The sequence below is a fragment of the Desulfolutivibrio sulfodismutans DSM 3696 genome, assembly GCF_013376455.1.
GTDB classification, from domain to species: domain Bacteria; phylum Desulfobacterota; class Desulfovibrionia; order Desulfovibrionales; family Desulfovibrionaceae; genus Desulfolutivibrio; species Desulfolutivibrio sulfodismutans.
This window is the reverse complement of record NZ_CP045504.1, coordinates 1417318-1432918: the sequence shown is the minus strand read 5'-3', so window position 1 is coordinate 1432918 and position 15601 is coordinate 1417318. Positions and strand designations below refer to the sequence as shown.

General features: G+C 64.8%; 8 protein-coding genes. 7 read left to right on the top strand and 1 reads right to left on the bottom strand.

The features are described from left to right. The first annotated feature begins 169 nt into the window (after positions 1–169). From GD606_RS06845 to galE, 5 genes are all read left to right on the top strand, one after another. Positions 170–2914, top strand: coding sequence for a glycosyltransferase (locus GD606_RS06845; RefSeq protein WP_163302297.1), 2745 nt, complete (start codon positions 170–172; stop codon positions 2912–2914). Between the two features lie 214 nt (positions 2915–3128). After that, a complete protein-coding gene (locus GD606_RS06840) occupies positions 3129–4904 on the top strand; it encodes an ABC transporter ATP-binding protein (protein WP_163302298.1) in 1776 nt (591 codons plus the stop codon). A gap of 284 nt (positions 4905–5188) precedes the next feature. Beyond that, positions 5189–6370, top strand: a complete 1182-nt coding sequence (locus tag GD606_RS06835; protein ID WP_163304062.1) for a glycosyltransferase — start codon at positions 5189–5191, stop codon at positions 6368–6370. 260 nt (positions 6371–6630) lie between these two features. Further along, a complete protein-coding gene (locus GD606_RS06830; protein WP_163303437.1) occupies positions 6631–8532 on the top strand; it encodes a hypothetical protein in 1902 nt (633 codons plus the stop codon). Between the two features lie 114 nt (positions 8533–8646). Continuing rightward, complete coding sequence (galE, locus tag GD606_RS06825) at positions 8647–9627, top strand: UDP-glucose 4-epimerase GalE (RefSeq protein ID WP_163303436.1); 981 nt, start codon at positions 8647–8649, stop codon at positions 9625–9627. A 258-nt stretch (positions 9628–9885) separates the two neighbouring features. Here galE and GD606_RS06820 read toward each other — a convergent pair whose 3' ends face one another. Then, complete coding sequence (locus GD606_RS06820; protein ID WP_163303435.1) at positions 9886–10518, bottom strand: LysE family translocator; 633 nt, start codon at positions 10516–10518, stop codon at positions 9886–9888. Between the two features lie 259 nt (positions 10519–10777). On the opposite strand from GD606_RS06820, the gene GD606_RS20755 reads away from it, so the two are divergent. Then, positions 10778–10900, top strand: coding sequence for a hypothetical protein (locus GD606_RS20755; protein WP_281362055.1), 123 nt, complete (start codon positions 10778–10780; stop codon positions 10898–10900). A gap of 18 nt (positions 10901–10918) precedes the next feature. Next, complete coding sequence (locus tag GD606_RS06815; RefSeq protein WP_163303434.1) at positions 10919–15583, top strand: response regulator; 4665 nt, start codon at positions 10919–10921, stop codon at positions 15581–15583. The last annotated feature ends 18 nt before the right edge of the window (positions 15584–15601 follow it).

Below are 15601 nucleotides of genomic sequence, written 5' to 3'. Positions count from 1 at the left end.
AACCCCTGCCGGGACAGGAGGGTCAAATCCGGCACGATGCTTGCTTATGGGCGCTCGCCGGGATGCGTGAGCGTCTTTTGGCGAAGAAAGTGAAACAAATCCGGGAACTCCCCGGAATCATGAAAAAAAGCGGGGAACCAAGACCCCGCGCACCAGGAGCGAAACATCCATGTTCCAGATCGAAGAGGGTCTCGCCATCGCCCCCATGGAGCGCGTGCGCGCCCACGGCCGCTATCTGTTCGCCGGAGACGAAAAATTCTTCATCAAGGGCGTCACCTACGGTCCCTTCCCCGAGAATGAGAACGGCGAACCCCTGCCCGAGCGGGAGCGCGTGGTGCGCGACTTCGAGATGATGCGCGCCGCCGGGGTGAACACCATCCGCGTGTATTACGTCCCGCCCCGCTGGTTCCTGGACCTGGCCCAGAGCCTGGGCGTGCGGGTCATGGTGGGCATCCCCTGGCCCCAGCACCTGTGTTTCCTGGACCAGTGGGAGGTCAAGGAAGAGATCAAAAAGGTCATCCGCGAGGCCGTCGCCCCCCTGGCCGGACACCCGGCCATCCTGGCCTGGCTCATCGGCAACGAGATACCCTCGCACATCGTGCGCTGGCACGGGGCCAAAAAGATCGAGAAGTTTCTGGCGAAACTGGCCGCTATCGTGCGCGAGGAAGACCCCGCAGGCATGGTGACCTACGCCAACTATCCGTCCACGGAATACCTGCGCCTGCCGTTTCTGGATTTCCTGTCGGTCAACGTCTATCTGCATGACGAAAAGGCCTTCCGGTCCTACGTCAAGCGTCTGCAGAACGTGGCCGGGGATCTGCCCCTGGTTCTGTCCGAGTTCGGCATGGACTCCATCCGCCAGGGCGAGGAGCATGTGGCCGAAACCCTGGCCTGGCAGCTTCGGGCCGCCTTCGAACTCGGCGTCTCGGGCACCATGGTCTTCGCCTGGACCGACGAGTGGTTCACCGGCGGCAACCTGATCGAGGACTGGGCCTTCGGCATGGTGGACGCCAGCCGCAATCCCAAGCCCTCCTATGAGGCCGTGGCCGAGGTCTACCGGCAGCGCCTGCCGCTTCTGCCCGCCGAGACGCCGCTTATCTCCGTGGTGATTTGCGCCTACAACGCCGATTCCACCATGGACGGCTGCCTGGCTTCCTTCCAGAAGCTGGCCTATCCCAACTTCGAGGTCATCGTGGTCGACGACGGCTCGACGGATAAAACCGGCGAGATATCCGACCGCTACGCAGCCAAGTATCCGTACATCCATGTCATCCATCAGCCCAACCTGGGGCTGTCCGCCGCCCGCAACGTGGGCATGAACGCCTCCCGGGGCGAGATCGTGGCCTACACCGATTCCGACTGCTACGTGGACCCGGACTGGCTGACCTACATGGCCTGGGCCTTTACCGATCCGCGCTTCATGGCCGTGGGCGGCCCCAACCTGCCGCCGCCCGAGGACAACCGCACCTCGGCCTGCGTGGCCGTCTCCCCTGGCGCGCCCACCCACGTCCTTTTGACCGACGAGGTGGCCGAGCACATCCCGGGCTGCAACATGGCCTACCGCCGTGAAAAGCTCATGGAGATCAATGGGTTCGACGCCACCTACCGGGCCGCAGGCGACGACGTGGACGTGTGCTGGCGGTTGCAGAACGAGGGCTACATCATCGGATTCTGCGCGGCCATGATGGTCTGGCATCACCGCCGCAACACCGTCTCGGCCTACATCAAGCAGCAACAAGGCTACGGCCGGGCCGAGGCCCTGCTTTTGCCCAAGCACCGGGACCGCTTCAACGTCCTGGGCAACTCCCGCTGGGCCGGGCGCATCTACGGCGACATCGGCGGCTGCCTCCTGGCCAACCGCCCCATCATCTATCACGGCGTCTTCGGCATGGGGCTTTTCCAAACCTTGTACGAGCCCAAGGGCAGCCTTGTGGCCTACCTGCCCCTGTCCATGGAATGGATGGTCCTGGCCCTGGCCCTCATGGTGGCCACGCCCTTCGTGCCGGTCCTGGGGATTCTCGGGCTGGCCATGGCCGTGACCTCCATGGCTTTTGTCGGGCATCGGGCCAGCAAGGCCAAGCTGCCGGATCGCCACAACACCCTGGCCGCCCGGCTGACCATCGCCGGACTGACGCTTCTGCAGCCGCTGTGCCGGGGCTGGACCCGCTACAAGACCGTGTGGCAGTTGCGCAAGTCCGCCTCCCAGGCCGTGTGCCCCGTGCCCCTGGCCGAGGACATGCCCCATGACGAGCGCGAGATGCCGCGGGTGGGCCTGGTGCGCAAGGTCTCCGAGATCGTGGGGGTCTTTTCCCACCGACTGACCTTCCACCGCTTTTTCTGGAACAACAAGGGCGTGGAGCGCGAGCAGCTTCTGTCCCACATCCTGTCGGTCTTAACCGGACTGCACATGCCCTATACCGCCGACACCGGGTTCTCCTCCATCTCCTCGGTGCCGCCCTGGGATCTGACCACCAAGACCGGCCTGTGGACCAGACTGAAGCTGCGGGTCACGGCCGAAAACCATGGCGGGTACAAGCGGTTCGTGCGCCTGGCCGGAACCATCCTGCCCAGCAAGCGTTCCCTGCTCATTCTGGCCGGGTTGACCGCCGCCGCCATCGCCATCCTGCCCCTGTCCAGCTATGCGGCCATGGCCGTGGCCACCACCGCCGCGCTGTTCGCCGGGTGGATGCTGTGGGGCCTGTACCGCGCCGCCGCCCTGGTGACCATGCTGGTGCAGTATCTCATGGTGCGCGGCCCCGGCGGCTCCCTGGAAGAGCCCATTGAGGAAGTCGTGGAAAAGCGCCGGGCCAAGGCCCCCTCCCGCCGCGTTGCGGCCGGAGAGGGCGATGTGGAAGACCTGGCCGGGATGCTTCCCGCCTCCGGGGAAAAGACCGAAAACGTGCTGGCCGCCTAGGGACCATGCATGATAGCAACTGGGGCGCGTCGCCTGTGCGGCGTGCCCCAGTGTTGCGTCCGCTCGCGGGGAAAAAACATGCCGCGCGGCGCACGGCGGTCCGGTTCCGTCCCCGGGCGGCGCCCATACGAAACCCTGGCCGCCAGCGCACGACGCGCCGACCCTGACGGCACGCCGACTTCGGCCAACGCAAAACGCACAAGGCTCGTCTCCCATGCCCGTATTCCTGCGCCTTCTGGCCTATCTTCGGCCCTATAGGCTGACGTTTATCCTGTGCCTGGGACTGGTGGGCTTAATCAGCGCCATGGAGCTGCTCAAGCCCTGGCCGCTCAAGCTCGCCGTGGACCAGATCATCGGCCGCACCCCCCTGGAACTCTGGGGCTGGACCATTGATCCCGCCGCCATCAGCCTCTCCCTGCAACTGGCCACGGTGGTGGGGCTGCTCCTGGGCGTCCATTTCCTGGTGGGGTTCGCCCAGCTTCTCAACAACTACCTGACCATCCGCATGGGCCAGAACATGGTCCAGGATCTGCGCTGCGACCTCTTCCAGCACCTGCAGCGCCAATCCCTGCTCTTTCATCAGAAATGGCCCACCGGCGACCTCATCTACCGCATCATGGGCGATACCTATTCCGTGCAGACCCTGCTCATGAACGGGGTGTTCACCACGCTCACCAGCACCGCCATGCTCATCGGCATGCTCGTGGTCTGCCTGCGCATGGACGTGGAACTGACCATCTACGCCGTATGCATCATCCCGTTTCTTTTCCTGGCCATCTCCCGGGTCAGCCGCCGCATCGGCGATCTGACCACCGAGACCCACATGAAGGAAAGCCAGGTCTATACCACGGTGGAGCGCATCTTCTCGTCCATCTCCCTGGTCCAGGCCTTCGCCCGGGAGGAGGAGGAGAAAAAACGCTTCGTGGCCGAATCGCAGCACTCCTTCGACCGCAAGCTCTCCCTCTACGCCCTGCAAACCATCTACGGCTGGCTCATCGGCGGCATCACCGCCGTGGGCACGGCCCTGGTGCTGTACATCGGCGTCAGCCACGTCCTGGACGGGTCGCTCTCCACCGGCGAACTGCTGATTTTCATCTCCTACCTGGCCACCCTCTACACCCCCTTAAGCAGCTTAAGCACCACCGTGGCCGGCATCCGGGGGTCTTTGGCCCAGGCCAAGCGGGTCATCGACGTCATGAGCATGGACCAGTCCGTCCATGAAGACCCCGACGCCGCGCCCCTGGCCGTGACCGACTGTCAGGTCCGCTTCGAGGGCGTCAGCTTCGGCTACGACCCGGAAAAACCCGTGCTCACCGACGTCGCCTTCGCTTGCCCCGGCGGCTCCACCGTGGCCGTGGTGGGCCAGACCGGCGCGGGCAAGACCTCGCTCATCAGTCTCCTCTTGCGTTTCTACGACCCCCAAAAGGGGGTCATCACCATCGACGGCCAGGATTTGCGCCGGGTCACCCTCAAAAGCCTGCGCGAGAAAATCGCCATCGTGCTCCAGGAGACCCAGCTCTTTCCCATGTCCGTCCATGAAAACATCGCCTACGGCAAGCGCAAGGCCAGCCGCGAGGAGGTCGTGCGGGCCGCCACCCTGGCCAATGCCCATGACTTCATCACCGCCCTACCCGAGGGCTACGACACGCTGCTTGGCGAACGCGGCGCGAACCTCTCGGGGGGGCAGCGCCAACGCCTGGCCATCGCCCGGGCCCTGCTCAAGGACGCGCCGCTTCTGATCCTGGACGAGCCCACCAGCGCCCTGGACGCCGAAACCGAGGCGCTGATCATGCAAGGACTGGAACGGCTCATGACCAACCGGACCACGTTCATCATCGCCCACCGCCTGTCCATGATGCGCCGGGCCGACCTTATCCTGGTTATAAAAGACAAGCATATCAAGGAAATGGGTACCTTCGACGAACTCATGCAGGCTGGCGGCGAATTCGCCCGGCTGCATGGCATCCAGATGGGGACCATTCCGGCCTAAAAATCCGGGGAGGGGGCGCCGCCCCCTCCCCGGACCCCACCCCCGCCGGGGGGAATCATTCCCCCCGGACCCCCCGGCCTCGGGCGCTTATTTCAGGCGCGCAGCGCCTGAAATAAGCGCCCGGAAGTCCGGGTGTACGGCGAAAGTGATGGCCCCAGGCGGGGCGCGGGAACGCAGGGCGAAGCGTATTGAAAGTTTTGGGGGGAGGAGGGGTGTGGGGAGGAACCCCCCTTTTTCAAAAGGGAGGTTCCTCCCCACAATCACACTCTCCAAAGGAGACCACCATGACCAAGCGCACCATCATCGTCTCGGGGTTGGCCGCCACCTATCCGCTGGGCGGCGTGGCCTGGGATTATATCCAGTATCTGCACGGGTTTTATAAGCTCGGGCACGACGTCTATTATCTGGAGGACACGGGCGGCTGGGCCTATGACCCGTTCAATGTGACCTTTGTGGAAGATTTGACCTATCATGTCGGATATTTGAGGGATTTTTTGGAGAAGCTGGAGCCGGGGCTTACGAAGCGGTTTTGCGTGCGCGGCCCGGACGACCGGCACTGGGGGCTTTCGCGGGAGGAATTGGCGGCGGTGGTGGCCAAAGCGGACGTGTTTTTTAATATTTCGACCACTTGCATGCTGCGGGACGAGTATGCGCGCATTCCGGTGAAGGTCCTGATCGACTCCGACCCCATGTACACCCAGTCGGACATCCCCCGGTACCAGCGCGGCGAGGCGGATGAAAAGGCCGTGAAAAACATCGACAACATGCGCCGCCACGACGTGTTTTTCTCGTTTGGCGAAAACGTGGGCAAGCCCGGGTGTCTGGTGCCCACGGGGCTTTTCGATTGGAAGCCCACCCGCCAGCCCATCGTCATGGACGCCTGGGCCGGGGGCGGCCGCTACAGCCGTGAGGCGTTCACCACGGTGCTTTCGTGGCAGCCCAAGGAGAAGGGGCCGGAGGTGGAGGGCGTGCGCTACGGCGGCAAAAACATGGAGTTCGAAAAAATCATGGATCTGCCGCAAAAGACGTCCGCCGTGCTGGAGTTGGCCCTGGGAGGCGGGAAGCCGCCCCGGGAGCTTTTGGAGGAGAAAGGCTGGAAGCTGGTGGACGGATTCGCCATGTCCCAGACGCCCTGGCGCTACCGGGACTACATCTTTGAGAGCATGGCCGAATTCTCCACGGCCAAAAACGCCTACGTGGCCTCGAAAAGCGGCTGGTTCTCCTGCCGAAGCGCCTGCTACCTGGCCTCGGGACGTCCCGTGGTGGTGCAGGACACGGGCTTTTCCGAATTTCTCGATGTGGGCGAAGGCGTCCTGGCGTTCACCGACGAGGCCGGGGCGCTGGCCGGGATCGAGGCCGTGCGCCGCGACTACGACCGCCACGAGGCGGCGGCCACGGCCTTCGCCCGGCGCTACTTCGACTCGGATGTCGTGCTGGCGAAACTTCTGGCCGACGCCCTGGCATAGGGAGAGGCCTGCGGCGCCCAGGGGGGAAACTTTTTGAAAAAAGTTTCCCCCCTGGACCCCTCTTCAAAAACTTTTGCCGCGCTTCGCGTCCGCGTCCGGGAGAGATCACTCTCGCCGTGCCACCTGTTTTCCAGGCCGTGTCCCGGGAGCGAAGCTCCCGGGACACGGCCCGGAACCGGGGGGTCCGGGGGGAATGATTCCCCCCGGGCGGGGAGGGGTCCGGGGAGGGGGCGCAGCCTCCTCCCCGGGAACATGGGGTGATGATGAAACGGGTGTTTTTCGTCTGTGTGTTTGTTCTGGCGGCGGCCCAGGCGGCGGCCGGGCCGTGGACGGCGGGTTTTGCGGACGGCGGCCGGGCGTGGCTTTTTGAGCCGGGCGGCGGCCGTTTTTACAGTCTGGGCGTGAACACGGTCAACGGCGGCCAGGAGCATCCGGAAGGCAAGGGCTATTATTGGAAGGATTTCTACGGCAGCGAGGGGGAGTGGGCGGCTGACGTGGGGACGCGGCTTAAGGGCTGGGGCTTCAACACCCGGGGCGGCTGGTCCGACGCCACGGCGGACTTACGCCTGCCGATCATTCCCGAGATCGATCTGGGGAGAAACGCGCGTCTGCACTGGTTCGATCCCTTTGCCCCGGAGGCCCTGGCGGTGACCGTGGCGACGGCCAGGCGGGTCACGGAGAAATATCAGGGGAATCCCGATGTCATGGGGTACTTCACGGACAACGAGGTGGGCTGGTGGAACGCGCCGCTTTTTTCGTGGTACCTGTCCAATGAATGGGCCATCTATACGAAACGGGTACTGTGGCGGCTGCTGCATGATCATTATAAGGGCCGCTGGGACTGGCTGACGGCCGATTTCGTGCCGGGCGAAGGACTCGGGAGTTTCGAGGATCTGAAGCGCGGCGGGGCGAAGTTGAAGCTTCGGCCGGGTGGGCACGGCATCAAGGTGGTGTCGGCGTTCACGAGGCTGTGCGCCGGAAAATACTATGAGCTGGTGCAGGCGGCGCTGCACAAGGTCCAGCCCGGGGCGTTGGTCGTGGGCGACCGGCTGCCGCTGTATTACAACCAGGACGCGGTGCTGGCGGCCCGGGGCAAGGTGGACGTGCTTTCCACCAACTACAACGTGGACGAGGCCGACGGCTGGGTGGCCCCGTATTATTTCGAGGGATTGCAACGGCTCATCGACGCGCCGGTTTTGATCACGGAATTTTTCTTCGCGGCCAACGAGAACCGCAGCGGCAACGTGAATAACGGCCACCTCATGCATGTGCAGACCCAGGCGCAGCGTGCCCGGGGCGCGGCAGCGGCCCAGGCGAATTTCGCGGCCTTCCCCAACGTGGTCGGGGCGCACTGGTTCCAGTACTACGACGAACCCACGGGCGGCCGGGGGGATGGCGAGGATTTCAACATGGGGCTGGTGGACATCGACAACCGGCCGTATGAGGGCTTGGTCGAGGCCATGGCGGCGGTCAACGCCCGGGCCGGGGCCGTCCACGCCGCCGCCCGCTTCGAGCCGGTCCCGGACCCCGCTGCGGCCGTGCGCCTGCGGCGGTTGGCGAAACCTGCGGACTGCGGCGACAATTCGCTTCTGGACTGGCCGGACAAGGCGGCCACCAGGCTTTTGGGGTTCGCCACGAAGAAGCCGTACGTGCCCTTTGGCGACGTGCATGCGGCCTGGAGCCCGGAGGGGTTGTCCTTTTTCAATCTGGCCGGGAACTATGCGGACCTGTTTCTTTTGGATTACCAGGGGGAATTTCCCCTGTCCGAGACGTATCAGATCCATGTGATCCTGGAGGTGGGCGGGAAGACGCGGCATTTCGCGGTCCATCTGCTGCCCAGGCCCCATTCCCGCTACGCGGGCCGTTTCGAACTGGAGCCCCGGCTCTATGAGGTGGGGCCGGACGGCGGCTATACGCGCCTCGAATCGAAGGGGCTTTTGCAGGCCTTGGACAAGCCGTTGCCCCATGTGGCCGTGGAGCTCTTTCTGCCCGCCCGGCTTCTCGGAGTGGAGGCGCTTGCGGCCGGGGATCGCATCGGGGCCCGGGTCTTTGCGACCACGTTTTACCGGGAGCTGACCATGACCTATGACGGCGGCCCGGTGTCGTTTCTGGCCCGGGACGCGGACACGCGGCTGCCCCGGACCTTGGTGCTCGGGGAGTGAGACGGCGTCCGTCCGTCAGGGCGGGCGGATGGTTTTCGCGGGGGATTGCAAAGGGCGCAGGCCTTTTGGCCGCCGCAGGCATGCCAACAAACGCATCATCTGGAGAAAGACGACATGGACAAGACGATTCTGGTCACCGGTGGGGCCGGGTACATCGGCTCCCACACCTGCAAGGCGCTCAAAAAGGCCGGATACACCCCCGTGACCCTGGACAACATGGTCTACGGCCATGACTGGGCCGTGAAGTGGGGGCCGCTGGTCAAGGGCGACATTTTGAACGCCGCCGATCTGGACGGGGTTTTTGCGAAGTTCAAACCTTCGGGCGTGCTGCACTTCGCGGCCTTCGCCTACGTGGGCGAGTCCGTGCAGAACCCGGCCAAATATTATCACAACAACGTCACCGGGACGCTTTCGCTTCTGGACGCCATGCGCCGCCACGATTGCGGGCACATCGTCTTCTCCAGCACCTGCGCCACCTACGGCGTGCCGAAAAGCCTGCCCATCCCCGAGGACCATCCCCAGCATCCCATCAATCCCTACGGCTGGTCCAAGCTCATGATCGAGCAGATCCTTCGCGACTACGAACACGCCTACGGGGTGACCCATGCCGCGCTGCGCTATTTCAACGCCGCCGGGGCCGATCCGGACGGGGAGATCGGCGAGGACCACGACCCCGAGACCCATTTGATTCCCCTGGTGCTCCATGCCGCCCTGGGACTGCGCAAGCATATCGAGATTTTCGGCACGGACTACGACACCCCCGACGGCACGGCCGTGCGCGACTACATCCACGTCACGGACTTGGCCGACGCCCACGTCGCCGCGATTTCCAGACTTCTGGACAAGGGCGCGTCCATGATGCTCAACCTGGGCACCGGGGTGGGCAACACCGTGCGCCAGGTGATCGAGGCCGTGGAGCGGGTGTCCGGCCGGAAGGTTCCGGTCAAGGAAGGCCCCAGGCGGGCGGGCGATCCCCCGGCGCTCTACGCCAATGCGGGTGGGGCCGGGAAACTTCTTGGCTGGACGCCGCGCCTTTCGAACATCGACGCCACGGTGGAGACGGCCTGGCGCTGGCACGAAAAGCGCGGCCGGTAGAAAAAAGCTCGGGGATGCGGCGGCGCGTCTGTCGGTACGCGCGGATGGGACGGGCAAGAAAACAAACCCCCCGTCGGTCAAAAGGATCGACGGGGGTTTTTCGTGGACCGCAGCACATCGTCGTCGGGGAAGAAGCCGGGATGCGGGAGGCTTTTGCGGTTTTGGGGAGGCGGGGATTGCGGGCGGGAAACGGCCCCGGGGACGCGGCAGGATGCAGGCGGCTTTCTGCAGTTCGGCATGACCGGGATTGTCGGCGGATCAGGGCAGAAGGGACGGAAAGCGGAAGATGGCGTCGGCGACGGCCCAGATGCCGAAGAGGATGATGATCACCCCCGAGCCCTTGCGGATCTTGGGCAACTGGTTGAGCAGCCGGAAGCGCAACAGCTTGCCGCCCAGGGCGATGGCCACCCACCACACCATGGCCCCGAAAAAGACGCCCACCACCACGGACACGGCGTGATGCATCCTGGCCTCGGCCTGCCCCAGGCCAAATCCGGCGAAGATGGCCAGAAAGGCCACGAAGGTCATGGGATTGGTCAGGGTCAGAACGAAAATGGAGGCGAACGCCCCGGCGAAATGGGAATGGGTCAGTTCGAGCGTCTTGGGGGCCTTTTTGGTCAGATACAGGCGCACGCCCATCAGCGCCAAAAAAAGGCCCCCCACGGATTGCAGGAGGATGTGGTGGGTGGTCAGAAAGTCCGAAATGTAGGTCAGACCGAAGGCGGCCACAGCCCCGTAGAAGGTGTCGGCCAGCCCGGCCCCCAGTCCGCTTAAAAGCCCCACCCGCAGACCCATGGTGATGGCCCGTTGCAGGCATAAAAGGCCCACGGGCCCAAACGGCATGGCTATGATCAGGCCGATGGCCAGGCCTTTGAGGAAGTAGAGCGCCATCGGCGGTTCTTACGCTTTTTCCCGCCAGCTATGCAATGCCTGGCGAGGGGCGTGGCGAAACAGGGTGGCCCCGACCCGCAACGCGAGGATTGTTGCCTGGAATTTGGACCATCCAGAGCATGCCGAGCCGTCAAAACGCGTTATCTCGCTGCTGATATTAAGCGAGAGCGGCGTCCTTGAGCAGCAGAATGAGAAGTTGGAGCGATTATATCAGTCAGTAGATACAGCCTGAATGCCCATGCTGCGGAAGGAGAGATGCATGGCGCAACTATTCCGTGTTGCGATTTCTGTTGTGGAGATTTTGATTGACACCGGAAAAGCGATATGGTCAAAATTTCACAAGGCTGTGTCGGCGACCAGCCCTGAATCGCCGTTTTGCTGAGCATGGAGAGGGCATTTTATGGTGTATTCGTTTCTCCATAGCCTGCGTTTTCGCCTTATGCTCCTTGTCTTGTTCGTCGTGACGCCGGGTTTTTTTCTGACGGCCTACATGGGCGATCAAAGCCGTTACGCGGCCCGCATCGAGGCCTTTGAACAGGCCCGGCGCATGGCCCTGCTGGTGGCCGGAAACGGCAAGGCCCTCATCGAAGGCGGCAGGCATCTGCTGTACGCCGTGGCCCGGCTTCCTGAATTGCACCGCCATGATGTGGCCGGATGCAGCCTCTATTTCTCCCAGGTCATCAAGGACTATCCCGGTTTCGCCGACATCCTGGCGGTGGCGCCCGATGGCCGCATCCTGTGCAACGCCATGGGGCTTACCTCGCAGGCCAGTGTTTCGGATCGGGAATGGTTTCAAAAGACCGTCGACCGGGGCCATTTCACCGTGGGCGAGCCCGTGGTCAGCCGACTCACCGGACAGCAGGTGATGTTTCTGGCCTATCCCGTGCGAAACGGGGAGAGCCTTGAGGCCGTGGTGGCCGTGGCCCTGCACATGGGCTGGGTTGGCGATCTGGTGTCCACCCTGCCCATGCCCCCGGGGGCCACGGTCTCCATCATCGATCGGGCCGGAGCCGTCGTCAGCCGCCACCCTGCGGACGGAGACTGGGTGGAGAAGGCCATTCCCAAGGCCGCCGACATCCTGGAACAGTTGTTGTCCCAGGGGGTGGACGCCGTGGAGACCGGGGGACTCGACGGCGTGGAGCGGCTGTACGCCTTTGCCCCGCTCATCGCCGATCCCGGCAATGAATATTACGTGCGCATCGGCATTCCAGTGTCCGTGGCCTATGCCGCCGCCAACCAGATCATGGCCCGTAACATCGTGCTGTTCACGCTGGTCGCCCTGATCGCCCTTTTGGGGACGTACTATTACGGCGGCGTCGCCATCCTGCGCCCCGTCGAGGGCCTGCTTCGGGCCACGCGGCGCATCGCAGGCGGCGATCTGGACTATCGCATGGGCCGCTCCCGCGACCGGGGCGAGTTCGGGGAACTGGCCCGGGCCTTCGACGACATGGCCGCCTCCCTGTTCCACCGCACCGAGCTTTTGCGCCAGACCGAGGAAAAGTATCGCGGGCTTTTCGAAAACGCCCAGGAAGGCATCTTCCGCTGTACCCCGGACGGCCGGTTCCTGGACGCCAATCCGGCCTTGGCCAGGATGCTCGGCTTCGACGCCCCCGCCGACCTTATGGCCGCCGTCACGGACATCGCCCGGGACGTGTACGTCGATCCCGGGGACCACGGCCGGAATGTGCGCCTGCTTGAGGCCGTGGGCCAGGTCACGGATCTGGAGGTCAAGTGCAAGCGGCGCGACGGCAGCATCGGCTATGCCCTGCTCAGCATGCGCGCCGTGCGCGACGCCTCAGGAGACGTGGCGGCCCTGGAAGGCGTTGCCGCCGACATCACCGAGAAGCGCCAGATCGCCGAGACCCTGCGCCGCCAGCACGAGCAGCTTCAGGGGATCCTGGACCACTCCCCGTCGTTTATCATCCTGCGTGACCGTCAGGGCCGCATCCTTTTGGCCAACAAGCCCTATCTCGAGGCCCAGGGCATCGACCCGGCCGCCGCCTTCGGCCTGTCGGCCTACGACCATCTCCCTGACGATTTCGCGGCCATCACTCGCCAGGAGGATCTCCTCATCCTGGAAACCGGACGGTCATACACCTTTTACCGCGACATCCCCGTGCGCGGCGTGTCTCGGCCCTTCGCCACCATCAAGTTCCCCCTTTGCGACCGAAACGGCGTCCCGGATCGGGTATGCGTCCTGGCCACGGACATCTCCGATCTGCGGGCGGCGCAAAACGATCTGACGAGGGCCAAGGAGGCCGCCGAAGAGGCCAACCGGGCCAAAAGCGAATTTTTGGCCAAGATGAGCCACGAGATCAGAACGCCCATGAACTCCATCATCGGGCTGACCAGGATCACCCTGCAGTCCCGGCTCGGCGACGAACAGCGCGACCATCTGGAAACCGTGCTCGAATCCGCCATGTCGCTTCTGGCGCTGATCAACGACATCCTCGATCTTTCCAAGATCGAGGCCAAGGCCCTGTCCCTGGAGGAGGCGGATATCAGCCTGCCCCGGGTGGTGGGCGCGGCCGTGAAGTCCCTGAAGATCCAGGCCCAGAAAAAAAATCTGCACCTGGCGGCCTCCTTCGGGAAAAAAGCCCCCCGTTTTGTGCGGGCCGACTCCCTGCGCCTGCGCCAGGTCATCGTCAACCTGGTGGGCAACGCCATCAAATTCACGGATTCGGGCGAGGTGCTTTTGCATGTGGAGCCTTTGCCGCTGGCCATGCATCACCGGGTGAGCCGCCACGACGGCGTGCCCCTTCTTTTTACCGTGCGCGACACCGGGGTGGGCATTGAGCCGGACAAGTTGGAAACGATATTTCTGCCTTTTCGGCAGGCCGACGGCTCGGTCACCCGGCGCCATGGCGGCACGGGGCTGGGACTGGCCATCTGCCGCCAGATCGTGGAGCTCATGGGCGGCAGCATCTGGGTGGAAAGCGAGCTCGGCCGGGGCAGCCTGTTTTCCTTCGCCGTGTGCGTGGCGGCCGGAGATCCAGCCAAGGCCCTGGGGGACCGGCATACCGTGGAGGAGGCCCGCCTGGGCGGCGAGCCGTTGCGGATCCTGGTGGTCGAGGACAATCCGATCAACGCCAAGGTGGCCGATGTCTTCCTGCGCCGCCTGGGACATGCCGTGGTCCTGGCCGAAACCGGGGCCCAGGCCCTGGCGGTGCTGTCTCGCGAGAACTTCGAGATGGTGATCATGGATCTGGAGATGCCGGAGATGGACGGCATCGAGGCCGCCCGGGCCATCCGGGAGGGGCGGGCCGGGGAACACAACCGGGACGTGCCCATCGTCGCGGCCACGGCCCATGCCCTGTCCGGCTACAGAACCCGGTGTCGGGACGCCGGGATGAACGCCTTTTTGACCAAGCCACTGGATTTCAAGGAGCTTTCTGCGTTGGTGGGGGAGGCCGGAGGCAGATGGTCCGGGACGGAAGCGCCGCACGGGGCGCCAGACGGGCCAGACGGGCCAGACGGGCCAGACGGGACGGACGGGCCCGACAGGACGGACGGGACGGACGGGGCGCCCGCGCCGGGCCTGGAGGCGTCCGACGCCCCGGACGGGGGGAGCGGGCCGCGGGTGGTGGACATGCCGGGCGTGCTGGCCGGATTGGGCGGCGATCAGGCCCTGTACCGCGATCTGTGCGGCATTTTTTTGCAGGAGACCCCGACGACCCTCCAACGCCTGATGCGGGCCGCCACGGAAGGGGCTCTGGCGGATGTGGCCGCGTTGGCCCATCTGCTCAAGGGGGCCCTGGGGGCCGTGGGGGCCCTTGCGGCCAGGGATGCCGCCGCTTTGGCGGAATCGGCGGCCAATGTCGGCGATGCGGCGCGGGTGGCCTGGATCATTCCCCAGATCGTGCACGGCGTGGCCCAGGCCCGAAAAGAGATCGAATCCCATCTGTCCGGGCCGCAGGACAAACCCCAGGCCGGTCGGCAGGCCCCGCAAACGCTCCCGGCTGTCCCGGCCCGCCCGGGAATGCGTTCCCGCCGGGTGCTTGTGGTGGAAGACGAGGTCATCACCCGCAAGCTCTTGGAAAAAGAGGTCCGGGGGCTTGGCCATGAGGTGGTGCCCGCCGAATCCGGCGAGGCGGCCCTGGCCCTTTTGCCTGGGCGCATCGATCTGGTTTTGACCGACGCCATGCTGCCGGGGCAAAGCGGCTTCGACCTGGTGCGGACCATGCGCGCCACGCCGGATTTGGTCGGCATCCCGGCCATCGTCATCTCGGGGCTGCCGGGTGCGGAAGGGCGAGCGTCGGCGCTGGCCTGCGGGGCCGACGATTTCTTGCAAAAGCCGGTGGAACGCGGCGTGCTGGCCCTTCGTGTGGCCGCGCTGTTGCGGATCAAGGAGTCTGCGGATCGGGCCAGATTCTGCCAGGCCGGTCTTGAGGACGCGGTTCGGGAACGCACGGAGGAATTGCGCCGGGCCGTGGACAACCTGACGGAGCTGCGGGAGTGTTCGCTGCTGGCCCAGCAGGAGGCCATCTTGTGCCTGTCGGCGGCAGCGGAATTCAAGGACGAACAGACCGCCCGGCATACGGAGCGCATCGGCGACTATTGCGGACTGTTGGCCAGGCTTTTGGGGATGTCCGAGGCGGATCAGGAACTGGTGCGCCAGGCCGCGCCCCTGCACGACGTGGGCAAGATCGGGATTCCCGACTCCATCCTGCGCAAGCGCGGCAAGCTCGATGCCGCGCAGTGGGAAGAGATGAAGCGGCATGCCCTCTACGGCGCACGCATCCTCGAATCCGCCACCTCTCCCATCATCCAGTGCGCCCGGCTCATTGCCTTAAGCCACCACGAGCGGTTCGACGGCACGGGCTACCCCTACGGCCTGTCCGGACAGGGAATCCCCATTTTTGGACGCCTGTGCGCCGTGGCCGATGTCTTCGACGCCCTGGTCAGCAAACGCCCCTACAAGGACGCCTATCCCGAGGAGATGGCCCTGTCGATCATGCGCAAGGAGCGCGGCAGGCATTTCGACCCGGCCGTCCTGGATGTTTTTTTGGACAACGCCCAGGCCTTTGCGGAGATACGCGCCCGGCTCGGGGACGGGGGGGCATAGGAAGCCCCGGGCGGTTTA

What these genes read in the sequence shown, in the direction of transcription:
- galE (WP_163303436.1), top strand. Translation starts at nt 8,647, where the DNA reads ATGGACAAGACGATTCTGGTCACCGGTGGGGCCGGGTACATCGGCTCC.
- GD606_RS06840 (WP_163302298.1), top strand. Translation starts at nt 3,129, where the DNA reads ATGCCCGTATTCCTGCGCCTTCTGGCCTATCTTCGGCCCTATAGGCTG.
- GD606_RS06830 (WP_163303437.1), top strand. Translation starts at nt 6,631, where the DNA reads ATGATGAAACGGGTGTTTTTCGTCTGTGTGTTTGTTCTGGCGGCGGCC.
- GD606_RS06820 (WP_163303435.1), bottom strand. Translation starts at nt 10,518, where the DNA reads ATGGCGCTCTACTTCCTCAAAGGCCTGGCCATCGGCCTGATCATAGCC.
- GD606_RS20755 (WP_281362055.1), top strand. Translation starts at nt 10,778, where the DNA reads ATGGCGCAACTATTCCGTGTTGCGATTTCTGTTGTGGAGATTTTGATT.
- GD606_RS06845 (WP_163302297.1), top strand. Translation starts at nt 170, where the DNA reads ATGTTCCAGATCGAAGAGGGTCTCGCCATCGCCCCCATGGAGCGCGTG.
- GD606_RS06815 (WP_163303434.1), top strand. Translation starts at nt 10,919, where the DNA reads ATGGTGTATTCGTTTCTCCATAGCCTGCGTTTTCGCCTTATGCTCCTT.
- GD606_RS06835 (WP_163304062.1), top strand. Translation starts at nt 5,189, where the DNA reads ATGACCAAGCGCACCATCATCGTCTCGGGGTTGGCCGCCACCTATCCG.